Here is a 23,635-nt window from a genome sequence, read left to right on the forward strand (position 1 = left end):
CAACTTAGTTCATAAACCCTAACAACCTCAACCGGCCCCCCCCCCCCCCGCTTCCCCATTCCCCAACGGGGCGGGTGGGTGGCGGCTAGGGGTCCACGGGGGGGGGGCGCTTTTTACCCGCCCCCCCGCTTGCCTAGCCTCTGCGGAAAAGATGCCAGTAGCCTAGAACGATGACGAGCGCCAACAAGCTCCAGCCATTGTCGACGGCAGGAATGACAGCCAGCAAATAAGTGAACTTCATTGTCGATCCACAATCACAGGTGCACGCGCATTGCGCATGCATCAAGTTGATAGGGATCGCCTTGCCCGGCCGTGGCCCACCGCGCGGATGCCCGTCACGGCATCAGAGATCATGTTGCCGATTAACGCACGGCCGTCGGGACGCCACTCCAATTCGGGCTTTAGACACATCTCACTGCTCGGCATATGGGCTTTAGCCGTGGAGATGAGGATTTATGTAATCATGCAAATTAGCGGAATCAAGCCATGCCCAACGTGATATGCGCGTGCGGCTACAGCATGCCCAAGGGCACTAAGTGTCCATGTCAGGTACGCAACGCAAAGACACGGCGAGCGGCTAACGATGCCAAGCGTGGCAGCGCCGCTGAGCGTGGCTATGACGGCAAGTGGGCACGCGAGAGCAAGGCGTTCCTAACAGCCCTAGACGGCCCACTGTGCGCATGTGGATGCGGTAGGCCAGCCGACATGGTCGACCATCGCATTGCGCCGAAAGGCAACATGCAATTGTTCTGGGATCGCACCAACTGGCAGCCCATGAATGGGCTATGCAATAGGCGGAAGAGTATCAGGACTGAGGGCGGGTTTGGGCGGACCTATCTACAATCGAGCGAAACCGCTGCATGAGCAGGACAGGAGCATGTGTGAAAGCAGAGGTCGCCCATGCCGTGCCATTGATAGCAAATGCGTTCCTCATCACTGCATTGTCCTGCTTCAGCGCCATACGCGCCGCATGCACTATGCCCGCCTCTGCAATTTGCAAAGTCATCCTCAAGCGCCGCCACCGAGTGCAGGTTACTTTGGGGAGCCGTCGTCATTCGACGCTCCAGTTGTGGCATGCGTAACACACTTACTTGAGACTCCCCGATTGGTTCCGATGCAGCTCTTCCTGTAAAAAGAGCGCTTGTAGTTAGAAGTATTGCTAGCACAAACTTGTTCATCGCTCCTCTCCTAAATTCTGGCCGATTATTTTACACCACCAACGGGGGCACGTCGACAACTTTGATCGACCACCGCCAAGACCACCCGTGCCCCGTAATTCGCAATAAACTCAAAATAGGAATTTGAACCAATGGCTATCGTCTCGCTTGCCGAGCAGAAGGCGCACATGCGCGTCGATTTCGAGGAGGACAATGCACCTATCCAGGCCCTGATAGACGCCGCGCAAGCTCACCTGGAGCAGCTACTTGGATACGAAATCGAGACCGAATTCGCGACTGTCCCTTCGGACATAACAGAGGCAGTAATGCAGTTGGCGGCAAGCTGGTACGAAAACCGCGAAGCCACGTCATCCGATGTGCCCAGCGAGTTGCCTTTGGGCCTTTGGGATATCGTCCGTGAACGCCGGAATTACACTTTCTAATTGATAGGAAAACAAAAAATGCGTGGACGGAAAGCGACGGTTACGGCGCTAGACGGTGCCTTATCGAGGGTGCCAGCCGCACCTAAGGACATGCCAGGCCGCGCTGCTAGGGAATGGCGCAAGGTGCTTGGCGTGCTGGTCGAGCAGCGGAAGATAGCAGATCACGAGTTGCCCCTTGTCGACGCTTACTGCCGCGTGGTCGCGCACATTGGCGTGTGCGAGGCCGCAATATCAGAGCTTGGATTAACAATGGTCTCGCCGTCCGGTGAGACCAAGCGCCGACCCGAAACCACATTGCTTAAAGAATACCACGCGACGCTTGCACGCCTCGCAGACGCCCTTGGTTTGGCACCGGCATCGAGGAGCAAGAACAAGGGAGGCGCCATTGGAAACGACGCCGCCGACGACCTCGGAGACATCTAATGCCTGGATATTCGATGACAGCCAACTCCCCGACCCGCACGGTAAAGGCGAAGCCGCCGTCCGTTTCATCCGAGCACTGCGCCATCCAAAATCGAATCTTCCGCAAAATGCTTTCCAACTGGACCGCTGGCAGGAGCGCATCATCCGGCGAGTCTACGGCGACACCAAACCGGACGGCACCCGCCGCATCAAGACTGTCTTCGCGTTAATCCCTCGAGGGAACCGTAAGACCACGCTTGGCGCGGCTCTGGCCATGCTGCACCTTGGACCGGAGCGCATACCGCGCAGCCAGGTCGTTTCCGCAGCCGTCGATAGGGACCAGGCGCGTATCGCGCTCGAGGAGATGACCGGCATTATTAAGGCGCATCCCCGCCTCGAAGAAGCGTTTCAGATTCAGGATACGAAGAATCGCATAACGCATCGTAAGAGCGGCGCGTTCTATAGAGCGATGTCCGCTAATGCGGCCACGGCGCATGGACGCACGCCTGTCTTCGCGCTCGTTGACGAGCTTCATGCGTGGAAGAAACGCGACCTATGGGACGCCATCAAAACCGGCCTTGTGAAGACGCCAGGCAGCTTGCTTGTGGCGACGACAACGGCAGGCATTGGCCGCGAAAACATCGCTTACGACATGTACGCCTATGCGCGGCAAGTCGCGTCTGACGCAATCGAAGACGATGCCTTCTTGCCTATCCTGTTCGAAGCCGACAAGGACGACGACTGGCGCGACGAAGCAGTGTGGTATCGAGTTAACCCCGGCCTGTCGTGCGTGCCGCCATACCCTGACATTGACGGCATGCGTCAGATGGTGCGCGAGGCCGAGCACCGGCCAGCCGACCGTGCCATGTTCCAGCAATTGCATCTCAACGTCTGGCAAGATGGTGCCGCCAATCCCGAATGGGATCTTGCGATTTGGGATGAATGCGCCGGCACGGTCGACCTATCAGCCCTGAAGGGTTCGCGGGCCTGGCTTGCCGTAGACCTTGCGAAGCGGACTGACCTTTGCGCCGTCGCGGCCTGTATCGAACTGGACGACGGTAAGTATGCGCTGCATGTGCAGAGCTTCGCGCCGGAGGAAGGCATCAGGCGGCGAGCCGATAACGACAGCGCTCCATATCCGCTCTGGGCGCAGCAAGGCTATTTGACGCCCTGTCCCGGCGACATCGTGGACCGCGGCATTGTCGAGGACCACATCCGGTACCTGGCCGGACTGCTTGACGTGCAGGAAGTCGCATTTGACCAATATCTGGCGCGAGAGATTATGGAAAATCTCGAGGCGGACGGCATTCCCGTTGCTGCATTCCCGCAGACGCTCGCGAACTTTGCCAAGCCCGTCGATGACTTCGAACAGCTAATGCTGACGCGGCAGGTTATGCATGATGGCAACCCGCTTCTGCGATGGACAATAGGCAACGTCGTCATGATGGCGGATCAATCCGGCAACAGGCGCCCAAACAAAGCGCGTGCTGCGGATCGCATTGATCCGGCCGTGGCTGCCATCATGAGCTGTGGCCGAGCCGTAGCCGGCGCAAGCGGCTTGAGCATGTACGAAATGGCGTCGGAAGACGCATTTTTCTTTTAAGGAGCCGCTCCGAATTGGCAGACGGCTGTGGCGGCTTTTGGGTGAGGGTATCGGCAGCGACTACCGTTTAGATTGCGGCAAGCGATCGCGCCATCATCGCAACAATCTGATTGCCGAATCTGCGTGTGTAACTTATCTGTTGGTTCGTCCTCGCCATTCCTTACGCGTTGCGTTTCCAATTGTAGCTTCAATTCGCGAACATGGATGTGAACGGTTTCCACGTTGACGCATTGTCAATGTGAAATGAGTATGAGAATGTGAACCGCAACGGGAGAGATTAATATGACCGCACGTGTTGCCGCTGCAAAGCGGGCGCTTTTGGTATTTCTCCAGCAAAAAGGCCGTGTGGCGCAGCCGAAGGACGTTTTGGCTGCATTGCTAGATGCAGGCTACACTCGCGAGGAAATTCATGGCGCGTTGCAGACCGCCATGGGACAGAGTGAAATTATCCTCGATAAGCAACTGCGAGTGAAAGCGGTGAGGACGCTTGAAGCGGCCTAATGTCTACATCAAGTCATATGAGTACAAGAGCGAGCGCCGACATAAGACGCCAAACAAGGACCAAAGGCGCCCTTTTGAAGTAGACCGGGATCGCATTCAATACTCCAGCGCGTTTCACCGGCTAGCCGGTGTAACTCAGATTGTCCGCGCTGGAGAGTCGGGCGTGTTTCACACGCGCCAGCAGCACACATATAAGGTGGCGCAGATCGGCAGGCGCCTCGCTCAATATTGTCAGTCCGCCAATGAGAAGCTTGCAAAAAAGTTAGGTCTCGATCCAGAGGTCGTTGAAGCAGCGTGCCTCGCTCATGATCTTGGGCATCCGCCGTTTGGCCATGCAGGTGAGCATGCGCTAAATGAACTCGTCGAGAACAAAGGCGATGCAGATGGCTTCGAGGGCAATGCGCAAACTTTCCGCATAATTACGAAGTTGGCGGTTCGGTTTCCTGAAATTGACGGATTGGATCTTACGCGAGTCACATTAGCGGCCTGCTTGAAATATCCTTGGCTTCGAGACAAATCGATTCTAGGTCGAACCGACAAATGGGGCGCCTATCAGCTGGACCGTGAAGACTTTGAATTCGCGCGCCAGCACCTATCCGATGACAGGCAGACCCTTGAAGCCGCACTTATGGATTGGGCTGACGACATCGCCTACTCCGTACACGATTTGGAAGACTTCCATCGTGTGGGTGCCATTCCTTGGGCTGCAATATTCTCCACGGAATCTAAAGCTGCGATTGTCGATAATACACTAAAAAAGTGGTTCGCAGCACCGAAAAACGCTCAAAGAACATTGGAGAAAGCGTTCGATAAATTATTGATCGGAGCAGTTCAGCCAGTGTTCGGGCCTCTCTTGGAGGTAAAATATGAAGGCACTAAGGAACAAAGATTTGCCCTAAGAAATCTTACATCGTTCCTAATCGGAAGATTCTTGCAGGCGACAAAAATAACAGAACAAGGTCTTGAGTTAGATACGTCAGTTCAGGCGGAAGTTCGTCTACTCAAGCAAATCGCAAAACAATTCATAATATCAAGCCCCAGTCTCGCCGCGCAACAGCATGGACAAAGGCATATTATTACAGACGTATTTAACGCTCTGTTTGATCACTCTGGAACTATTTATCCTAAGTTCTTGCCCGTTAAGCTACGCTATATATGGAATTTGAGCGCTGGACACAAAGCCCGCTTTGCTGCCGATTGTATCGCCAGCATGACAGAATCTGAAGTGATAGCCCTGCATGAACGCCTCACCGGCGCATCGGCGGGTTCCGTTATGGACCCAATTATCCGGTAGTCTCAGCAAAAAGGTCGGGCCGCTAAGACCGGGCTTTCCGACTGAGATACATCAGGGCGCCTCCGGTCGACTGTCCTCTTGACCGCCACAGGCATTTGTTCCTATTTCGTTCTCTATGCCAGAGAGCAACAGCCAACGGGGCGGAATCATATGGCGTTTGAGCAAAGCCCACGAGGTTGGGCAGCTCGTTCGCCTCCGGTGTGGATATTGCCCTGGCTGGCGGTACTATATCCCGGCCGATCTGCAACGCGTGCTTGGTGATGTCGAAGTGCAGCGAATTCCCTACCGAATTCGGTGCGAGCGCTGCAGCCGCGGCGACCAAATGACGGCCGAAGTTTTCATCCCGGTTGCAGCGGAGCGCGCCCGCATGACTGTGCGGCGGCTTGTCGACATCAAAACAAAGCGCGTTCCGGTTTGGCGCGACGAGCCGTAGAGGGGGTGCTTTGCTGCCTCTCGCACTCGCAAAGGAAATCGGCGACAAGGTGCGGGTCGAGGAGATCACGCCGAAGGTGAAGCGGTAAAGTCAGTCATTGCTCGTCGCTCGGCGCGCCGCGTTTCGACCTCTTGACCGGCAAAGGTTTGGGACCGGTCGAGGCGTTGTAGGCAGCCAGGTCATTCAATAGGCCGGTATGCACCGTGCGCCCGGCGCTTGATTGAGGCTTCACTTTGATCACCTTGTGACCGCCTAAATATGTACCCCATTTTTTGGTCAATTCGTTTCCTCACTAGTGCAGGGGGCCGAGTTTTCACGGGTTCGACTTTGCCAGTTTGTCCGCCGTTTCAAATATCCATCGGCGCACGAGCTGCTGCGCCCCTTCAAGTGTCATCGGGTCGATCGGCCTGTCATACTTCCCGACCCGATGCCGAAACATCGCGTTTGCAGTGTGAGTAAAATTCTTGGTCGATGCATCCTCTAGAAGGCCGGCGTCACGCAGGCATTCAAAAGCCTTATAGAGGTCGAACCAATCTGGATCCGCTCCACAATAGAGCAGGGCCTGCGAAATGGCGTCATTCGCCATCGCTACGCTAATGCGCCGCTGAGCGGCGGTAGGCGCTGGCAGCGGTTCGAAAAGTTTACCGGACGAGTCAAAAACCTGAAGCTTGGGCGAACCCATGCCGAACCTGAAGTGCATAGATTTAGGCTCCAGGTGGACAGTGCACTGAAGGCGCCCGGCATGGCGTTCACAAGTTCCATTTACGATGACCTCGGATGCCCCGATCATGGCCACAACGATGCCGTTCATCTGCCGTACCAGCAGTTTTGCGACCTCACAAGTTTCCCTAGCGTTTGATATGTTGGAAAGGCTGTTCGCTTTGAGCAGGAACAGCTCTCGCCCGTCCTGTTTCGCCACCTCAACGAATGGATCGAAGGGGGGCTTAAACAGTTCCAGCCATGTCTCTCTGTCTTGCTGTGTCGCCTGCAGATATGGCCACATGGATTCACCGAAAAGATGGCGGGCGCCCACTCGGGAGGAGGTTACCCTGAATGGCGCCCGCCAAGCGGGAATTCAGCCCGTCGCACGTTAGCGAATAGCTGAGTCTTGACGTGACGTCATGTCTCATGGCTCCGACCACCCTTGATAGCGCGACTGGCAAGCCCGGCAACGGCAAAGCCCCGCCTCGCGCGGGGTTTTGTTGTACTGGCTACAGTATGGCTATTTTCCGTATAGCCAGTTTGGGGGATGCTGGCTAAGTCTTTGTTTTATTTGGTCGGAGTGGCCGGATTCGAACCGACGACCCCTTGACCCCCAGTCAAGTGCGCTACCGGGCTGCGCTACACTCCGGACCGGTCGCGATGTATCGTGATAACGCGGTTCGGGTCAACCGAATTCGGCGACCGTCGCGCCGATGCCCGGCATGGTGGATTTGAAGTTCCTGCCCTGTCGGGCGTCGTCAGCAGTCAGGAACTTCAAATCCAGAACACACCTCGCTTGTCTGGCTTGATCCTCTGGCGTCGCTGCTATGAGACGGGTCTTGTATTTTCCACGGATTGTGTCAGCGCGGCCGTATCGATCAGCGCGCTTTCCGGAAGCCGAAGCGCAGAGGCTATTCGCCTGAGCTTCGACAAATCGGCATTCCTGCCGTTCTCGATGTCCGCGATCTCATCGACCGACAGTCCGCACGTCAGGGACAGCTCTTCCATGCTGTATCCCCTGGTTTCTCGGATGGCCTTAAGGGCGCTGTGGTCGGGCGCAGCTTCGGTCGCCGACAGTTCGGAAAAAGCTTCGCTTGTTGCTATTTGGGGCATTTGGCAACTCCGTGGATTTAAAGAGTTCGATCAAATCAAGAAGTTGCCTGAGACGGCGCAGAGAATGCCCTCTCGATAGTGATTTGCCAAGCGCCAAAAATGCCGTCACGGCATCGTGATTCCGATCGGCGCAGCCCGGCACAGGCCCTCGGCGGCACCGGCACGGGACCGTCATCCCGATCGGGGTCTTTGACTGGCCGATCGCCGAACTGTTCGACGGTTCTGAGCCGCTCCCTTGTCAAGCGGCTGTCGCTGGCCCGTCAGCGGATCGAATCCCAGCGGCGGGAGCCTGAGCACCCAGAACGCGTCAGGGCTGCGAATTTTCTTGAACCGACGCGTGAACCTTTTCTCTCCGGGCCGCACCAACACGGCATGGACGCCACAAAGGCGGTCCCAACCGGAAGGACGCCGAGGCGGCGATCCTCGATCCAGAGAAGGAAATGCTCAAATGACCAACATCTCGAACTTCAAGCGCCTGTCGATCGCCGCTGCCATCGTCGTCTCGGCCTTCGGCTCGATTTCACTGCCGGGCTCGGCCTTCGCCAACGGCACGCATCCGAGCGGCGGCGGCGCGGTTTGCAAGGGCGCGGGTCACTGCCTGGTGCTGCAGCTCGACTGCAAGGGTACTTATACGGACGCCACCGACTCCAACGGCACCGTCTACGGCAAATGCAGCCAGACCGCGCAGGTCAGCCCGAAGAACAAGCTCAAGCTCGCGCGCTGATCGACCTTTTGGTCAACGAAAATGGCGGCCGTCCGCGCCGCCATTTTCTTGTCTCAACGTGCCGATCTCGATCTCGTTCGCGACGTTTTCTGCTGGCGGCTGAGGAACAGGCTGGCGACGAGCCCGACCACAACCAGACCGACTGCGGCCGCTGTCGCGGGATGATCGCGGGCTGTCTTCTCTATCACCCTGCCATGCCTCCTGATCGCAGGCAGAGCGTCATTGAAACGCTCGGCGAGGTCCGAGTAATAGTCCGACGCGGTGTCACGCCCGTCCTCGTAATAGGCGCTGCCGCGCCTGGAAACGGCTTTCCTCAACGCCGCCAGTTCCCTGGAGAGAGCCGCGACCTGTTTTTCAAGATCGATGTCGGAGAGGGTCGAAAATGATACCATGACAGGCTTCCTTCTTTTGCGAAGGAACGCACGATCGCAAAACCGGTTCCGGTTTTTGCCGCGACCGATCGGGGCCTAGAGCGCGTCGCGTCAGAAGCAATTCATGCGACCCGCTTGAAGTTTCTATGCAGTCGCTATCCCGGGGTCATGCGCTAGCGCACCTGATCGAGCAGGCGCTTGCATTCCAGAAGGTCGAACAGCGCCTCCTGCAGCAAAGCGCGATTGTCGCGCGAGAGTTTCGACGTGCCCGGCTGCACCGGGCCTTCGTCGTCGGTCTTGCCCAGGCCGAAAAAGCGCCGGCTGGGTTTCACCTTGGGCTCGCCGACCAGCATCTCGTCATCGGCGCCGCGCGGCTGGGCCGCCGGCGTCAACGGCACCGCATCGGCCTGCCGGCGCTGCGAGATCGCCTCGACGGCCGCCATGTCGCCATTGCCGATGGCGACCAGGAAATGATTGCCGTTCTCGCGCAACAGCTTCTGCACGCCCTTGATCGTGTATCCCTGATCGTAAAGCATGTGGCGGATGCCCTTGATCAGTTCGACATCCTGGGGCCGGTAGTAGCGGCGGCCGCCGCCGCGCTTCATCGGCTTGATCTGGTTGAAACGCGTTTCCCAAAAACGCAGCACATGCTGCGGCAGGTCGAGATCTTCTGCGACCTCACTGATGGTGCGGAAAGCGTCGGGGCTCTTGTCCATGGGCGAAATCCTCACGCTGGAGCATGGTCCCGAAAAGTGGGAAAACGGTTTTCGGCCAGGATCATGCTCAACAAAGAGTCATTCCGATCCGGCTTGTTGTGCCGAATCGAGCCTTATTTCAGCGGTTTATGAAACAATATTCAAGCCCGGCGTCAAAGCAGGCGACCGTTTTCAACCGGGCTTTGAAGCGCAGGCGCTATTTGCTGCCCTTGGCCTTGCTGATCTGGTGCGCGCGCAGGATGCGGTTCTTCAGCACATTCGACGATTTGAAGGTCATCACGCGGCGCGGCATGATCGGCACTTCCTCGCCGGTTTTGGGGTTGCGCCCGATGCGCTCGTTCTTGGAGCGGACATGGAAGGTTGCGAACGACGACAATTTCACCGTCTCGCCGCGAACGATCGCCTCGCAGATCTCGTCCAGAACCGCTTCGACGAGCTCGGCCGATTCAGTACGCGACAGGCCAACCTTGCGATAAACGGCTTCAGCAAGATCGGCGCGCGTAAGTGTCTTTCCCCCCATGCGAACCGTCCCCATCAGCTCAAAAAACATAACTCTATATAAGCAAAGATAGAGCCTAAGTAATTGATCCGGCAAGGTCAAGGACCGAACCGGTCCGTTCGGCACTTACCAGCGAACCAGGACCGCGCCCCAGGTGAAGCCGCCGCCCATCGCCTCGATCAGCACCAGATCACCCTTCTTGATGCGTCCGTCGGCGACCGCCACCGACAGCGCCAGCGGCACCGAAGCAGCCGAAGTGTTACCGTGCAAATCGACGGTAACCACCACCTTTTGTTCCGCTATCCCGAGCTTCCTGGCGGAAGCGTCGATAATCCGCTTGTTGGCCTGATGCGGCACGAACCAGTCGAGATCTTCAGCGGTGATCCCGGCAGCTGAGAACGTCGCCTCGATGACGTCGGTGATCATGCCGACCGCGTGCTTGAACACTTCGCGACCTTCCATCCTGAGATGGCCCACCGTTCCGGTGGTCGACGCTCCACCGTCGACGAACAGCTTGTCCTTGTGAGCCCCGTCGGAGCGCAGGCTGGCCGCCAGCACGCCGTGGTCGGCAATGCCGCCCGCCCCCTCGCCTGCTTCCAGCACCATCGCGCCGGCGCCGTCGCCAAACAGCACGCAGGTCGAGCGATCGCTCCAGTCGAGGATGCGCGAAAAGGTTTCGGAGCCGATCACCAGCACGCGTTTGGCGAGGCCGCCGCGGATATAGAGGTCGGCCGTCGTCACCGCGTAGACGAAGCCCGAGCACACCGCCTGCATGTCGAAGGCGAAGCCGTGATGCATGCCGAGCCGGTTCTGGATGTCGACGGCGGTCGCCGGAAAGGTGTTGTTGGGAGTCGAGGTCGCCAGCACGATCAGGTCGATATCGGCCGGCGTCAGGCCGGCATTGTCGAGGGCTGCGCGCGCCGCCGCCTCGCCGAGCGAAGCCGTCGTCTCGTCGTCGGCCGCGATATGGCGCTGGCGGATGCCGGTGCGCTGGGCAATCCATGCGTCTGACGTCTCGACCATGCCTTCGAAATCGGCATTCTTCATGATGCGGCGGGGCAGCGCGGAGCCTGTGCCGCGCACGACTGATCTGATCAAGGCTCTTTCCTATTCCTCTGCGTCGGCAACGACGTCGGATTTCCTGGATGTCTGGGCATGCGGATTGCGCGCATGGAACAGATCAAGATCGGCTTCGATGCGATCGAGCAGATTGTTGCGCACCATGTCGTAGCCAAGCTCGATCGCCGCCGCGAAGCCGTCCGAATCGGCGCCGCCATGGCTTTTCACCACGACGCCGTTCAGACCCAGGAAAACCCCGCCGTTGGAGCGGCCGACATCCATCTTTTCGCGCAGGCGATCGAAGGCGCCCTTGGCGAATACATAGCCGATCCTGGCCATCAGCGTGCGGTCCATCGCGGCGCGCAGGTAACCGGCGATCTGCCGTACCGTGCCTTCCGCCGTTTTCAGCGCGATGTTGCCGGCAAATCCTTCGGTGACGACCACGTCGACCGTGCCCTTGCCGATGTCGTCGCCCTCGACGAAACCATGGTAGTTCATCGAGGCCATGTTGGCCTCGCGCAACATGCGGCCCGCCTCCTTGACCTCTTCCTGGCCCTTGATCTCCTCGACGCCGACATTGAGCAGACCGACGCTCGGCCGTTCGATGCCGAAAACCGAGCGCGCCATGCCAGTGCCCAGAATGGCAAAATCAACCAGTTGATGCGCATCCGCGCCGATGGTGGCGCCGACGTCCAGCACCACGCTTTCGCCACGCAATGTCGGCCACAGCGCCGCGATCGCCGGACGGTCGATGGTCGCCATGGTGCGGAGGCAGAATCTCGACATCGCCATCAGCGCGCCGGTGTTGCCGGCCGAGATGCAGGCGTCGGCAGTGCCTGCCTTGACCGCCTCGACCGCTTTCCACATCGACGACTTCCAGCGGCCATGGCGCAGCGCCTGGCTCGGCTTGTCATCCATCCGGACTGCTATCTCGCAGTGGATGAACTCGCTCACTTCCGCCAGCTTGGGCAGCTTTGCGAGTTCGGGGCGCACTGCCTCCTCGCGACCATAGATGACGAAGCGGATGTCGGGACGCCGGGTCGCGACCGTCATGAGCGCCGGGATGACCACGCTTGGTCCGTGATCGCCGCCCATGGCATCGATGGAAATCCTGATCACGCGGTGTTCATCTCACAGTTTGCTTGAGCGAGCGCCTGGCGCTGGCAACGGGTTTGGGGCTCGCGAAGGTTCGGCGAAAATAGCGTTTTTGGGCTGCCGCACAACCGGCTTTCTCCGATTGGGTCGGGTTTTCAGGATTTCCCCAGCAGGGAACGCAGCTTTTGCTGAAATTCGCTTTCCGCAGTCCCGGCATCGTCGGCAGCCTCCATCGAAACGCCTTGCTTGCGCGGATAGGGATCGATCGCCAGTCCAAAGAACTGTTCGGCGAGCGCCCCGACATCGATTGAATTGCCGGAAAATGTTTCCGGGCTGTCCGGCCCTTCGGCATCGAGCATTACCTCGCCACCGCCCTCGAAACCCTGCCGCCCGAGCTTCGACTGCTCCGGCAGGAACAGTGCGTCGACCGCCTCGTTGATATGCGCCTCGATCGGGTCCAGGGTGACGATGCAGGCCTGGGTGATATCGGCCTCGACGCGGCCGCTGACCTTGACGCCGTTGCGCTTCCATGGCGCCACCAGCAGTTCGGCGTGATAGTTCTCGACCGACAGCAACTCGTGCTCGCCTGCCAGCGCGGCGCGCTGCGCGGCGTCGGCCTCGATCAGCACCGGCAGTCCCTTTTGCGGCAGCCGGGCGACGTTGGCCACGAAGGACACGGGGCTCTGGCGATCGGGGCTCTGAGAATCGGCGTGTTTCATATTTTCCTTTAAATAGGCTTGTTTTCTTAAATAGGTTTGGCCGCGGGGAATGCCACAGCGCCGGAAACAATCGATTCGGTCGGCTGTTCCGCGAGTCGCCTGGAGACATCGGCGACGTAGCCGGCCAGATGCATCGCCTGCGGCCAGGTGCCGGCATCGGGCCTGACATTGCGGGCAAGCGCCGCGACGAGTGCGTCATGGTCGTTTCGTTCCAGCGCTTCGTCATAGGCGGCGGTGCGGCCATAAAACATTTTCGCCAGTTTCTTCATGCGCTTCGGCACGCCGACGTCGCCGATGCCGAGTTCGCGCAGCGAATGCTCGACATCCATGAAGAACTCGTCGATCAGCACCTGCGCGACCTCCCCGGCAACACTACCCTCGCCGCGCAGCCGGTGCTGGAACAGGAACATGTGCAGCGACAGCATCTCGAAGCGGCCAAGCGGCGTGTCCGGGACATCCCAGTCGGAATAAAACACGGTTTGCCGCGCCGCTGCCACGATTTGTGCGTAAAGCGCCTCGGTGATAGCGCGGTTGGCGTGACGTTCGCGACCAAAAAGGCGCTGGAACATTGAGGGTGGTCTCCCGGGGACCGTTTGTTGAATTGGCCTTGTTGCATCGGCGAGCAAGCTGGTTTACCGGTTTTGCGGCCCAGCGCAAGTTGCGGCCAGCTAATGGAGTTGTAGTTGCGCGCGCTGAAAATCAAGTCGACTTTTCTGCCCAGGTCCGCTTTTCCGAGATCCGCCGGCGCGATCTCGCTGCTGGTGGCAGCTTCGGCGCTTTGCGGCTGCAACTCGTCGAAGATGATCGGTGATCTCAATCCGAGCGAGACGCTGACGCAGGGCTACGTCATCGACCAGGAGGCGATCGACCTGGTGCCGGTCGGCTCGAGCCGCGAACAGGTGCTTCTGGCGCTCGGCACCCCGTCGACCAAGGCGACTTTCGACAACGAGGCCTTCTACTACATCTCACAGACGCGCAAGCGTTACGTCGCCTTCGACAAGCCGAGGCTGGTCGACCAGAAGGTGCTGGCCGTCTATTTCGGCGAGGACGGGCGCGTTACCCAGATCGCCAATTACGGCCTGAAGGACGGCAAGGTGTTCGACTTCATCTCGCGGACCACGCCAACCGGCGGCAAGGACCAGAACTTCCTCAGCCAGATCATGGGTGGCGCCAGCAAGCTGGCGCCCGGCCTCCCCGGCGGCGGCGGCGCCTCGCCCGGCACCTGATCAATCCCGGCAGAATCGGCTTCTCATCCCTTTTTTGCTTCCCTTCTTTTAACTTCGAGGGGAAGCAGCAACATCTCAGGCGACCGAAAACCCGCGGGAGCGATTCTGCGGGTTTTTGTCTTGGGCCAGAAAGACATTGTCGCAGGCTGCGGGCCGCAGACGACTTGAACGCGAGCTTTTGGAACTGTCACGGGCGTCAATTCCCTGATGCTGGACGTCCAAAATAGACGAACCCGCGGGATCGCTCCCGCGGGTTCGGTTGTGGATCTCGGCCTCGGAAGGCCAAGCCGCCTCAGCCGTGCGCGAGCACGGCCAGCAGCAGCAGGGCGACGATGTTGGTGATCTTGATCGCCGGGTTGACTGCCGGACCGGCGGTGTCCTTGTAGGGATCGCCGACCGTGTCGCCGGTCACCGAGGCCTTGTGCGCCTCGGAGCCCTTGAGATGCTTGACGCCGTCCTTGTCGGTAAAGCCGTCCTCGAACGATTTTTTTGCATTGTCCCAGGCGCCGCCGCCAGAGGTCATCGAGATGGCGACGAACAGGCCGTTGACGATGACGCCGAGCAGCGAGGCGCCAAGTGCTGCAAAGGCGGACGCCTTCGAGCCCGAGATCAGCAGCACGCCGAAATAGACGACCAGCGGCGCCAGCACCGGCAGCAGCGACGGAATGATCATTTCCCGGATCGCCGCCTTGGTCAGAAGATCGACCGCACGCGCATAGTTCGGCTTCGAGGTGCCGGCCATGATGCCCGGATCCTCCCGGAACTGCTTGCGCACCTCCTCGACGATGGCGCCCGCCGCACGGCCGACAGCCGTCATGGCGATGCCGCCGAACAGATACGGAATCAGGCCGCCGAAGATCAGACCGGCAACGACGTAAGGGTTGGAGAGGTCGAAAGAGACGTCGCCCATGCCCTGGAAGTAAGGGTATTTGTCGCCATTGGCGGCAAAGAACTTCAGGTCGTTGGAGTAAGCCGCAAACAGCACCAGCGCGCCGAGACCGGCCGAACCGATGGCGTAACCCTTGGTCACCGCCTTGGTGGTGTTGCCGACGGCATCAAGCGCATCGGTCGACTGGCGCACTTCCTTGGGCAAGCCGGCCATTTCGGCAATGCCGCCGGCATTGTCGGTGACCGGGCCGAAGGCGTCGAGCGCAACGATCATGCCGGCAAGGCCGAGCATCGTGGTGACTGCGATCGCCGTGCCGTAGAGGCCGGCGAGCTGATAGGTCGATATGATGCCGCCGACGATGACGATCGCAGGAAGTGCCGTCGATTCCAGCGAGACCGCAAGGCCCTGGATGACGTTGGTGCCGTGACCGGTGACCGAAGCCTGGGCGATGGAGTTCACCGGGCGTTTGTCGGTGCCGGTGTAGTATTCGGTGATCACCACGATGAGGCCCGTCACCGCGAGACCGATCAGGCCGCAGATGAACAGGTTCGCGCCGGTGATGGCCATGCCGGCGACAGTGCCGATTTCGCCCCAGCCCAGGGTTGCCGAGGTGGCGATGCCGAGGCCGACGATCGACAGCAGGCCCGTGACGATCAGGCCCTTATAGAGCGCGCCCATGATCGAGCCGTTGGAGCCGAGCTTGACGAAGAAGGTGCCGACGATGGAGGTCAGGATGCAGGCGCCGCAGATGGCCAGCGGATAGAGCATCGTGGCGCTGAGAACGGCGGTGCCGCCGAAGAAGATGGCGGCGAGGACCATGGTGGCGACCACGGTCACCGCATAGGTCTCGAACAGGTCGGCGGCCATGCCGGCGCAGTCGCCGACATTGTCGCCGACATTATCGGCGATGGTGGCCGGGTTGCGCGGATCGTCTTCGGGAATGCCGGCTTCGACCTTGCCGACGAGGTCGCCGCCGACGTCGGCGCCCTTGGTGAAGATGCCGCCGCCGAGACGGGCGAAGATCGAGATCAGCGAGGCGCCGAAGCCGAGCGAAACCAGCGAGTCGATGACGACGCGGTCGTTGGGCTGGAGGCCAATGAATTGGGTGAGGATCAGATAATAGATCGAGACGCCGAGCAGGGCCAGGCCAGCGACCAGCATGCCGGTGATGGCGCCCGATTTGAAGGCGATCTCGAGGCCGGCTGCGAGGCTGTTGGAAGCCGCTTGCGCGGTGCGCACATTGGCGCGCACCGAGACGTGCATGCCGATGAAGCCGGCGGCGCCCGACAGAACGGCGCCGATCAGGAAGCCGATGGCGGCGGTGATTGAAAGCAGCCACCAGGCGAGCAGCAGGACCACTACGCCGACGATGGCGATGGTGGTGTACTGGCGCGCCAGATAGGCCTGCGCGCCTTCGCGGATGGCCGCGGAAATTTCCTGCATGCGTGCATTGCCCTGATCGGCCGCGAGGACCGATTTTGTCGCCCAGATGGCGTAAAGGACTGAAAGCAGACCGCAGGCGATGACAGCTAAAATTATGGTCATTGCCGGATTTTCCTCGATTGATGACCCAAAAGAACCCCTCCCTGGGCCGTTGAGACGGGGAACGGATTCCGCGCGCCGAATCCGCTCCCCTCGCATCCGCTTATGCGAAACAGGGCTGCGAACGTCAAGATATTGTTCGGTTTTTGCCCGGCTTTCGCCCAAAAGCCTCGGCTTTCGCCCAAAAGCAATGGCGGCAACACGCTCGCAAGTGCCGCCACCCGATCAGATCGATTGAAATCGGCTGGCGGTTGTCAGCCTTTGCGCAGGTCGCAGTCCAGCCTGACGGCGAAGATCAGCACCGCCAGCATGGTAATGTAGAACATGAAAGCTTTCTGCTGGCCGTTGCAGACGTTGGACTGCCACACCCGTCGAGAGCCTGATCAGGCAGGCAGAACTTGCAGATAGACAGCGCTCATGCAGATTTTGCAAATATCGGCGGGGCAGCCTATCTTCAGGGTCGAGTTGGAGATGACCGATGAAGTTCAAGGCGATCATTCACGAAGCCGAAGAAGGTGGCTACTGGGCCGAAGTGCCGGCAATTCCGGGCTGCGCGACCCAGGGTGAAATCTTGGACGAACTTGTCGAGAACTTGCGTGAAGCAATCGAAGGCTGCCTCTCGGTAGAGCCGCTACCTTTCACTTCAGAACCCGGCCGGGTCATGGAAATCGCTGTTTGAAGTCCATTTCCGGCAAGAGCTTGCGCGTGCCAGTCATCGGATCTACGGCAAGGAAGGCAGCATCGTGCGCCTTCGATCCCGATTCACGGCAACAGGCCGCTCAAAACAGGACTCTTGCGACATCTCTTGGCGCTGGCCGAGATGAGCGAAGGCGATATCTGAGTTTTGCTAATTACGCCGCCTCCTGCCCCATGCGGCGTGCGGTGTAGCGCTCGATCGCCGACAGCCCGTCATAGATCAGCACGGCAAGCGCGGCGACGATCAGAGCGCCCTGCAGGACGAAGGCGAGATTGTTGGACAACAGACCGGCGATGATCACCTCGCCGAGCGTCCTGGCCGCCACGGTCGAGCCGATCGTCGCAGTGGCGAGGCTGATGACCACCGAAAGCCGGATACCGCCGAGAATGATCGGCGCGCTGAGCGGCAGCTCGACCTTGACCAGCCTTTGCCAGCCGGTCATGCCGGCGCCGCGCGCCGCCTCGACCACATTGGTCGGCAGCGTCGTCAGCCCGGTCAGCGCGTTCTCGAAGATCGGCAGCAGGCCATAGAGAAACAGCGCGATCAGTGTCGGCTTCTCGCCAAAGCCGACGGCCGGCACGGCCAGCGCCAGCACCGCCACCGGCGGAAAGGTCTGGCCGATATTGACCAGGCTGCGCGACAGCGGCAGGAATTCGACGCCGGCCGGCCGGGTGACCAGGATGGCGAGCGCCACGGCAACGATGGTTGCCGCCACCGTCGCGATCAGCACGGTCCTCAGATGCAGCAGCGTCAGCGTCAACAGGCTGCCCTGGTTGTAGATTGCCGGCGCGTTGCTCTCGGTCAGCGGCTTCAGCAGCGGCTCGAACCAACCCGGATTGGTCACGAACGCAATGAGCAGCACCACCAGGGCAAGCCTGAGCAGTGACGGAAGCCAGGCTTTTACACCGGCCTCTTTCATGCCGGCCTCGCCGCGCGTTTCACCAGCCCATCCACAGTCACGCGGCCGAGCGGCTTGCCATCCGCGCCTGTCACCGGCAACGCCGGGCGTCCCGACCACAACAGTTCGGCCAGCGCATCGCGCTGGCTGGCGTCGGCGGGGATCGCCTCGCCTTCGGCGGTGCCCGTCTCCACGGCGTCGCGCACCCGGCCGAGCGACAGCAGCCTGAACGGTTTTTCGCTGGCGCCGACCAGGGTCTCGACGAAGGCGCTGGCCGGCTTCGCCAGGATCTCGGCGGGCCTGGCATATTGCACCAGCTTGCCGGCATCCATCACCGCGATCTTGTCGCCCATATGCACCGCCTCTTCCATGTCATGGGTGACGAGGATGATGGTGGTGCCGAAGCGCTTCTGGATCGCCAGAAGGTCCTCCTGCGCCTTGTTGCGGATGATCGGGTCGAGCGCGCCGAACGGCTCGTCCATCAACAGCACATTCGGCGCCGCGGCAAGCGCCCTGGCGACGCCGACGCGCTGCTGCTGGCCGCCGGAGAGCTCGTGCGGATAGCGTGGCCCGAACCCCTGGGGATCGAGCTGGTAGAGCGTCATCAACTCGTCGACACGGCGCTTGATGCGGGCCGCGTCCCAGCCGAGCAGCACCGGCACGGTGGCGATGTTCTGCGCCACGGTGCGATGCGGAAACAGCCCATGGCCCTGGATGGCGTAGCCGATGCTGCGGCGCAGTTCGTAGCCGGGCAGCGAGCGGTTGTCGGCGCCGTCGAGCCTGATCACGCCGGCGGTCGGCTCGACCAGCCGGTTGATCATGCGCAGCAGCGTCGTCTTGCCGGAGCCGGAGGTGCCGACGATGACGGCGATGGTGCGCGGCTCGATCACCATCGACACGTCGTCGACGACGGTCGTCGCGTCATAGCGCTTGGTAATGCCTTCGATCTCGATCATGCCGGTTGTGCCTCGCGTCGCCTGGTGGAGGTCATTTCGATCAATGCGTCGAGAATGATGGCGGCAGCAAAGGCCAGGGCCACCGTCGGCACGGCGCCGAGCAGCACCAGGTCCATCGCCGTCTGGCCGACGCCCTGGAACACGAACACGCCGAAACCGCCGCCGCCGATCAGCGCGGCAATGGTGGCAAGGCCGATGTTCTGGACCAGCACGATGCGGATGCCGGTGAGGATCACCGGGAAAGCCAGTGGAAATTCGACGCCGAACAGGCGCTGGCGCTCGGTCATGCCCATGCCGCGTGCGGCATCGTTGGCGGCGCGCGGCACGCCGGCAAGACCGACCACGGTGTTGGCCACCACCGGCAGCAGCGAATAGAGGAACAGGGCGACGAAGGCAGGCGCGGTGCCGATGCCGCGAATGCCGAGGGAGGCCGCGCCGGGCACATGCGTGGCGACCCAGCCGAGCGGCGCGATCAACAGGCCGAACAGCGCGATCGAGGGAATGGTCTGGATGATGTTCAGCACGTTGAGCACGCCGGCCCGCAATTTTTCGACGCGGTGGCAGAGGATACCGAGCGGCAGGCCGACTAGCACCGCTGCTGCCAGCGAGCCCAACGCCAGCGTCACATGCTTGGAGCCTTCGGCCCAAAAACTGTCGGCACGGTTGGCGTATTCCTTGAGAATCGACAGACTGTTCCAGCTGCCCGAGACCAGCAGCAGGCCGATCGCCGCTGCCGCGACGACGAGCACGCCGATCCGCGCCGATGGCGACAGGTTCAGCCTCGTCAGCCCATCGGCGAGCAACAGCGTAAAGGCGAAGATGAGCAGCCAGAAACCCGAAGCCGGCGAGATGCGGGCAAAGCTGTTGCCCTCAGGCGTCAGGAAGCTGCCGGCGACGCCGATCAGCAGCGCCAGTGCGGCAAGCGCGACCACGCTGGCGGCCAGGCGCAGGACCAGCGGCGTTTTCAGCAAGGCGACGACCGCCGCAACGACGACGACTGCAAGCAGCAGCGGCCCCAGCGTCGGCGGCAGCGCTTCAAGAATCGAGCGCGCCTCGCCCGGCACGATGCGATTGGCGCGCAAGGTGGCAAAGGGCGCCGCGAAGGCGGCATAGGCAACGATCGCCGCGATGACCACGCCGAGCTTGTCGAAGCGGGTGGTCATGGCGCGCCTCGCACCGGCGTCACGATTTTAGGAACGGCCTACTTCAAAAACCCGTTCTTCTTCAAAAAGTCTTCGGCGACGCCCTTGACCGGCTCGCCGCCGACCTGCACGCGGCCGTTCAGTTCCTGCAGGGTGACGAGGTCGAGCTTGGCGAAGACCGGCTTCAGCAGCGTCTCGATTTCGGGATGCTCCTTCAGCACCGCCTCGCGGATGATCGGCGCCGGCTGGTAGACCGGCTGCACGCCCTTGTCGTCTTCGAGCACGACCAGGCCGGACGGCGAGATGCCGCCGTCGGTGCCGTAGACCATGGCGGCGTTGGCGCCGTTGGTCTGGTTGGCCGCAGCGGCGATGGTCGCCGCCGTGTCGCCGCCGGAGAGCGTGATCAGCTGGTCCGGCTTAAGCGTGAAGCCATAGGTGGTCTGGAAAGCCGGCAGCGCGGCAGCCGAATTGACGAATTCGGCCGAGGCCGCCAGCACCACCTGGCCGCCGCCGGAGACATATTTGCCGAAGTCGGACAGCGTCGCCAGCTTGTTGGTCTCGGCGACATCCTTGCGCAGCGCAATCGCCCAGGTGTTGTTGGCCGGCAACGGCGACAGCCAGACGATCTTGTTGGCGTCGTAGTCGAGCTTCTTGGCCGTTTCATAGCCCTTGGCGGTATCCTTCCACACCGGATCGTCGGCCTTTTCGAAGAAGAAGGCGGCATTGCCGGTGTATTCCGGATAGATGTCGATCTCGCCGGCGGTGATCGCCTTGCGCACCACAGGAGTGCCGCCGAGCTGGATGCGGTCGGTGGTCTGGATGTTGTTGGCGTTCAGCACCAGCTGGATGATGTTGCCGAGCACGCCGCCTTCGGTGTCTATCTTCGACGACACGACCACCTGAGCGCTCGCCGAGGCTGCGGTGATGCCGAGCGCCAGTGCCGCGCCGGCCAGAACCTTGACTGAAAACATTTCACAAATCCCTCGCTGAGAACCGGACTGCGGCTGCCGCATATGAGCATGGCTTCAATGCCCCGTCGGGGCACACGGTTTCATAAGAAGGGGGATGGGGGCAATAATTTTGTTCGGATGCGGGTGAATCCGCTGCTGTCTGATCCCGACAGCGTCATGTCACTAAAGCGCGTCGCGTCCGTTTGGACACGCAAAGGACGCTGTAGCACTTTGATTTTGGGCATGATCCTTTCCGAACCTTCGGTTCGGGGTTATGCGCTGGTCGGCCGTGCGGTCATCTTCAGCACGCCCAGCGCCACGAAGCACAGCACCGTCACCGGGAAGATGATCCAGTTCAGCATCTCCCAGCCCCAGGCGTTGTAGACCGCGCCCGACATCAGCGAGGCGAAGGCGACGGAGCCGAACAGGACGAAGTCGTGAAAACCCTGGACCTTGGCCTTTTCCGATGGCCGGTAGCTGTCGGCGACCATGGCGGTGGCGCCGATGAAGCCGAAATTCCAGCCAAGGCCGAGCAGGATCAGCGCCGTCCAGAACTGCCACAGCGCCAGGCCCGACAGCGCTACCACGGCGCAGCCGATCAGCAGCACAAGGCCGGTTGCGACAATCCGTTCGGCGCCGAAGCGGTAGATAAGCGAGCCGGTGAAGAAGCTCGGCGCGAACATCGCCATCACATGCCAGGAAATGCCGAGTGTGGCGTCGTCCGTCGACAGGCCGCAGCCGACCATGGCGAGCGGCGCGCCGGTCATGACGAAGCTCATCAGCGCATAGCTGCCGACAGCGCAAAACAGCGCCGCAACGAAACGCGGCCTGGTGACGATCTCGGCGAGCGGCCGCGCGTCGCTGTCGGCGATTTCTGCTTTGCCCGTCGCCTTGGCCGGGATGCGCAGCAACGACAGGATGGCAGCGCCGACCGCCGCCAGCACCAGGATGGCGGCAAACGAGCCGGCAAACATCACCGGCGCAAACAATTCGCGGGTGAAGATGACGATCTGCGGCCCAAGGATGGCGGTGACGATGCCGCCGGCCAGCACGAAGGAGATGGCGCGCGCCTTGAATTCAGCTGGTGCGTTGTCGGCGGCGGCGAAGCGGAATTGCTGGACGAAGGCGCCGCCGATGCCGATCACCAGCAGGCCGAAGGCGAACAGCCAGAAGCTGGCGTAAAATAGCGCCAGCGTGGCGACCAGACCGCCGAGCGCAGTGACGATCGTGCCGGTCATGAAGCCATCGCGCTGGCCGAGCCGGCGGATGATGGCTGCGCCCGGCAGGGCGCCGAGCGCCACGCCGACGTTGAAGCCGGTGATCGGCGCCGTCGCCAGCGACTTGTCGGAGCCGAGCAGATAATATCCGGCCAATCCACCCACGGAAATGGCGATAGGTGCGGCCGAGCCGATGATCGCCTGCGAAGCGGCAAGGATGAGCGCCGTGCGGCGCGCTTCCCTGCCGGCCTCGGCGATAGCGACGGCCGTCATGACGCGTCCTTGCCACGCCCTTCGCCGCGCACCCGGCGAGACACGCGATCGAGCACCGCGTTGACCAGCTTCGGCTCGTCTTCTTCGTAAAACGCCTTGGCGATATCGACATATTCCGAAACGATGACAGCCACCGGCACGTCCTCGCGCTTCATCAGCTCGTAGACGCCGGCGCGCAATATGGCGCGCAGCGTCGAATCGAGCCTGGACAACGGCCAGTCCTCGGTCAGCGCCTGGCGGATGATCGGATCGATGGTCTTCTGGTTCTCGACGACGCCGGCGAGGATGGCGCGAAACCATTGCGCGTCGGCCTCGCGATAGAGCGCGCCGTCGACTTCCTTGCCGAGCCTGAACGCCTCGTATTCGGCGGTGATCTCGAAGACGCCGCTGCCGGCCACGTCCATCTGGTAGAGCGCCTGCACGGCGGCCAGACGGGCTGCACCGCGCTTGTTGGCGTGGCGCACCGCGGGCTGGCCGGGCGATGCGGGTTCGCTCACGATCGCTCTCCCAACTGTTGCTTGAGGGCAATCATGGTCAGCGCCGCACGCGCGGCAAAGCCGCCCTTGTCGCCTTCCGAACGCCTGGCCCGCGTCCAGGCCTGCTCGTCATTTTCGGTGGTCAGGATGCCGTTGCCGATGCAGACCGCTTCCTGGATGGACAGGTCCATCAGGGCACGACTCGATTCATTGGCGACGATGTCGAAATGATAGGTGTCGCCGCGCACGATGGTGCCGAGGGCGACAAAGCCGTCATAGCTCGGCCCGCCTTCGGCGGCGCCGTCGAGGGCGAAGGAAATCACCGCGGGAATTTCGAGGGAGCCCGGAACGGTGACGACGTCGTATGTCGCGCCCGCTTCCTCGAGCGCGCTTGTCGCGCCTTCGAGCAGCGCGTCGGCAAGGTCGTCATGGAAGCGTGCCTCGATGACAAGAAGGTGGGCCTTCTTCTTCGGGCGAATGAACGCTTTGCCGTGTTGGGATGTGCCAGCCATAGATGTCTCCGGGATCGCCGGTGACT

At 61.2% G+C, this 23,635-nt stretch carries 27 protein-coding genes and 1 tRNA gene; 9 read left to right on the forward strand and 19 right to left on the reverse strand.

The window, feature by feature from the left end; translation table 11 throughout:
* Nucleotides 1–1,309: 1,309 nt before the first annotated feature.
* The 5 genes from AC0L15_RS18500 to AC0L15_RS18520 all read left to right on the forward strand — a co-directional run bounded on the left by AC0L15_RS18500 (nt 1,310) and on the right by AC0L15_RS18520 (nt 5,400).
* Nucleotides 1,310–1,600, forward strand: a complete 291-nt coding sequence (locus AC0L15_RS18500; RefSeq protein ID WP_473496702.1) for a head-tail connector protein — start codon at nt 1,310–1,312, stop codon at nt 1,598–1,600.
* A gap of 18 nt (nt 1,601–1,618) precedes the next feature.
* On the forward strand, nt 1,619–2,023 hold the full coding sequence (locus AC0L15_RS18505) for a phage terminase small subunit P27 family (RefSeq protein WP_473496704.1): 405 nt from the start codon (nt 1,619–1,621) through the stop codon (nt 2,021–2,023).
* The gene (locus tag AC0L15_RS18510) at nt 1,986–3,605 is read left to right on the forward strand and encodes a terminase large subunit (protein ID WP_473496705.1); all 1,620 of its coding nucleotides are present in this window, start codon (nt 1,986–1,988) and stop codon (nt 3,603–3,605) included. The genes AC0L15_RS18505 and AC0L15_RS18510 overlap by 38 nt, the downstream gene beginning before the upstream one ends.
* Before the next feature lie 282 nt (nt 3,606–3,887).
* Entirely contained in the window at nt 3,888–4,106 is a 219-nt protein-coding gene (locus AC0L15_RS18515; RefSeq protein ID WP_473496707.1) for a hypothetical protein, read from the forward strand.
* Nucleotides 4,093–5,400 (forward strand): deoxyguanosinetriphosphate triphosphohydrolase family protein, encoded by a 1,308-nt coding sequence (locus tag AC0L15_RS18520; protein ID WP_473496709.1) that lies wholly within the window; start codon nt 4,093–4,095, stop codon nt 5,398–5,400. Before AC0L15_RS18515 ends, AC0L15_RS18520 begins: the two co-directional genes overlap by 14 nt.
* Before the next feature lie 527 nt (nt 5,401–5,927).
* Here AC0L15_RS18520 and AC0L15_RS18525 read toward each other — a convergent pair.
* The 3 genes from AC0L15_RS18525 to AC0L15_RS18535 form a co-directional block, all read right to left on the reverse strand.
* Nucleotides 5,928–6,113, reverse strand: a complete 186-nt coding sequence (locus AC0L15_RS18525) for a hypothetical protein (protein WP_473496711.1) — start codon at nt 6,111–6,113, stop codon at nt 5,928–5,930.
* Between the two features lie 33 nt (nt 6,114–6,146).
* On the reverse strand, nt 6,147–6,836 hold the full coding sequence (locus AC0L15_RS18530; RefSeq protein ID WP_473496713.1) for a hypothetical protein: 690 nt from the start codon (nt 6,834–6,836) through the stop codon (nt 6,147–6,149).
* 271 nt (nt 6,837–7,107) lie between these two features.
* Nucleotides 7,108–7,184 (reverse strand) — tRNA-Pro (locus AC0L15_RS18535).
* Nucleotides 7,185–7,202: 18 nt separating this feature from the next.
* Between AC0L15_RS18535 and AC0L15_RS18540 the strand changes: the two genes are divergently transcribed.
* A complete protein-coding gene (locus tag AC0L15_RS18540; protein WP_473496714.1) occupies nt 7,203–7,727 on the forward strand; it encodes a hypothetical protein in 525 nt (174 codons plus the stop codon).
* Between the two features lie 369 nt (nt 7,728–8,096).
* Entirely contained in the window at nt 8,097–8,372 is a 276-nt protein-coding gene (locus AC0L15_RS18545) for a hypothetical protein (protein WP_128183718.1), read from the forward strand.
* A gap of 53 nt (nt 8,373–8,425) precedes the next feature.
* Here AC0L15_RS18545 and AC0L15_RS18550 read toward each other — a convergent pair whose 3' ends face one another.
* The 7 genes from AC0L15_RS18550 to AC0L15_RS18580 all read right to left on the reverse strand — a co-directional run bounded on the left by AC0L15_RS18550 (nt 8,426) and on the right by AC0L15_RS18580 (nt 13,400).
* Entirely contained in the window at nt 8,426–8,764 is a 339-nt protein-coding gene (locus tag AC0L15_RS18550) for a hypothetical protein (protein WP_128183720.1), read from the reverse strand.
* A gap of 152 nt (nt 8,765–8,916) precedes the next feature.
* On the reverse strand, nt 8,917–9,459 hold the full coding sequence (locus tag AC0L15_RS18555; protein ID WP_095485784.1) for a MerR family transcriptional regulator: 543 nt from the start codon (nt 9,457–9,459) through the stop codon (nt 8,917–8,919).
* A gap of 196 nt (nt 9,460–9,655) precedes the next feature.
* Complete coding sequence (locus tag AC0L15_RS18560) at nt 9,656–9,979, reverse strand: integration host factor subunit alpha (protein WP_287247578.1); 324 nt, start codon at nt 9,977–9,979, stop codon at nt 9,656–9,658.
* 105 nt (nt 9,980–10,084) lie between these two features.
* Nucleotides 10,085–11,056 (reverse strand): beta-ketoacyl-ACP synthase III, encoded by a 972-nt coding sequence (locus tag AC0L15_RS18565; protein WP_023798388.1) that lies wholly within the window; start codon nt 11,054–11,056, stop codon nt 10,085–10,087.
* 9 nt (nt 11,057–11,065) lie between these two features.
* A complete protein-coding gene (plsX, locus tag AC0L15_RS18570; RefSeq protein WP_023798389.1) occupies nt 11,066–12,136 on the reverse strand; it encodes a phosphate acyltransferase PlsX in 1,071 nt (356 codons plus the stop codon).
* Between the two features lie 131 nt (nt 12,137–12,267).
* Nucleotides 12,268–12,831 (reverse strand): YceD family protein, encoded by a 564-nt coding sequence (locus AC0L15_RS18575; protein ID WP_287247580.1) that lies wholly within the window; start codon nt 12,829–12,831, stop codon nt 12,268–12,270.
* A 26-nt stretch (nt 12,832–12,857) separates the two neighbouring features.
* Nucleotides 12,858–13,400 carry a ubiquinol-cytochrome C chaperone family protein gene (locus tag AC0L15_RS18580; protein WP_287247582.1) on the reverse strand — a complete coding sequence of 181 codons (543 nt, stop codon included), beginning with the start codon at nt 13,398–13,400 and terminating at the stop codon, nt 12,858–12,860.
* Between the two features lie 114 nt (nt 13,401–13,514).
* Between AC0L15_RS18580 and AC0L15_RS18585 the strand changes: the two genes are divergently transcribed.
* Nucleotides 13,515–14,057, forward strand: coding sequence for an outer membrane protein assembly factor BamE (locus tag AC0L15_RS18585; RefSeq protein WP_473496718.1), 543 nt, complete (start codon nt 13,515–13,517; stop codon nt 14,055–14,057).
* 292 nt (nt 14,058–14,349) lie between these two features.
* Here AC0L15_RS18585 and AC0L15_RS18590 read toward each other — a convergent pair whose 3' ends face one another.
* Together AC0L15_RS18590 and AC0L15_RS18595 are read right to left on the reverse strand one after the other, a co-directional pair.
* Nucleotides 14,350–16,491: a sodium-translocating pyrophosphatase gene (locus AC0L15_RS18590; RefSeq protein WP_128169988.1), complete on the reverse strand. Its 2,142-nt coding sequence runs from the start codon at nt 16,489–16,491 to the stop codon at nt 14,350–14,352.
* 251 nt (nt 16,492–16,742) lie between these two features.
* The gene (locus AC0L15_RS18595) at nt 16,743–16,856 is read right to left on the reverse strand and encodes a DUF2165 family protein (protein WP_287181899.1); all 114 of its coding nucleotides are present in this window, start codon (nt 16,854–16,856) and stop codon (nt 16,743–16,745) included.
* Between the two features lie 110 nt (nt 16,857–16,966).
* Here AC0L15_RS18595 and AC0L15_RS18600 point away from each other — a divergent pair, with 110 nt between their 5' ends.
* Nucleotides 16,967–17,167 carry a type II toxin-antitoxin system HicB family antitoxin gene (locus AC0L15_RS18600; protein WP_287247584.1) on the forward strand — a complete coding sequence of 67 codons (201 nt, stop codon included), beginning with the start codon at nt 16,967–16,969 and terminating at the stop codon, nt 17,165–17,167.
* 172 nt (nt 17,168–17,339) lie between these two features.
* On the opposite strand, the gene AC0L15_RS18605 is transcribed toward AC0L15_RS18600, so the two are convergent.
* The 7 genes from AC0L15_RS18605 to ribH all read right to left on the reverse strand — a co-directional run bounded on the left by AC0L15_RS18605 (nt 17,340) and on the right by ribH (nt 23,609).
* Nucleotides 17,340–18,104, reverse strand: a complete 765-nt coding sequence (locus tag AC0L15_RS18605; RefSeq protein ID WP_287247586.1) for an ABC transporter permease — start codon at nt 18,102–18,104, stop codon at nt 17,340–17,342.
* Nucleotides 18,101–19,039 carry an ABC transporter ATP-binding protein gene (locus AC0L15_RS18610; protein ID WP_287247587.1) on the reverse strand — a complete coding sequence of 313 codons (939 nt, stop codon included), beginning with the start codon at nt 19,037–19,039 and terminating at the stop codon, nt 18,101–18,103. Before AC0L15_RS18610 ends, AC0L15_RS18605 begins: the two co-directional genes overlap by 4 nt.
* Complete coding sequence (locus tag AC0L15_RS18615) at nt 19,036–20,202, reverse strand: ABC transporter permease (protein WP_287247589.1); 1,167 nt, start codon at nt 20,200–20,202, stop codon at nt 19,036–19,038. Before AC0L15_RS18615 ends, AC0L15_RS18610 begins: the two co-directional genes overlap by 4 nt.
* A 38-nt stretch (nt 20,203–20,240) precedes the next feature.
* The gene (osmF, locus tag AC0L15_RS18620; protein WP_473496722.1) at nt 20,241–21,152 is read right to left on the reverse strand and encodes a glycine betaine ABC transporter substrate-binding protein OsmF; all 912 of its coding nucleotides are present in this window, start codon (nt 21,150–21,152) and stop codon (nt 20,241–20,243) included.
* Nucleotides 21,153–21,403: 251 nt separating this feature from the next.
* Entirely contained in the window at nt 21,404–22,621 is a 1,218-nt protein-coding gene (locus tag AC0L15_RS18625; protein ID WP_473496724.1) for an MFS transporter, read from the reverse strand.
* Complete coding sequence (nusB, locus tag AC0L15_RS18630) at nt 22,618–23,118, reverse strand: transcription antitermination factor NusB (protein WP_023798402.1); 501 nt, start codon at nt 23,116–23,118, stop codon at nt 22,618–22,620. Before nusB ends, AC0L15_RS18625 begins: the two co-directional genes overlap by 4 nt.
* The gene (gene ribH, locus AC0L15_RS18635) at nt 23,115–23,609 is read right to left on the reverse strand and encodes a 6,7-dimethyl-8-ribityllumazine synthase (RefSeq protein ID WP_287247592.1); all 495 of its coding nucleotides are present in this window, start codon (nt 23,607–23,609) and stop codon (nt 23,115–23,117) included. Before ribH ends, nusB begins: the two co-directional genes overlap by 4 nt.
* Nucleotides 23,610–23,635 lie beyond the last annotated feature (26 nt).

This window comes from Mesorhizobium sp. WSM4846 (assembly GCF_055811415.1).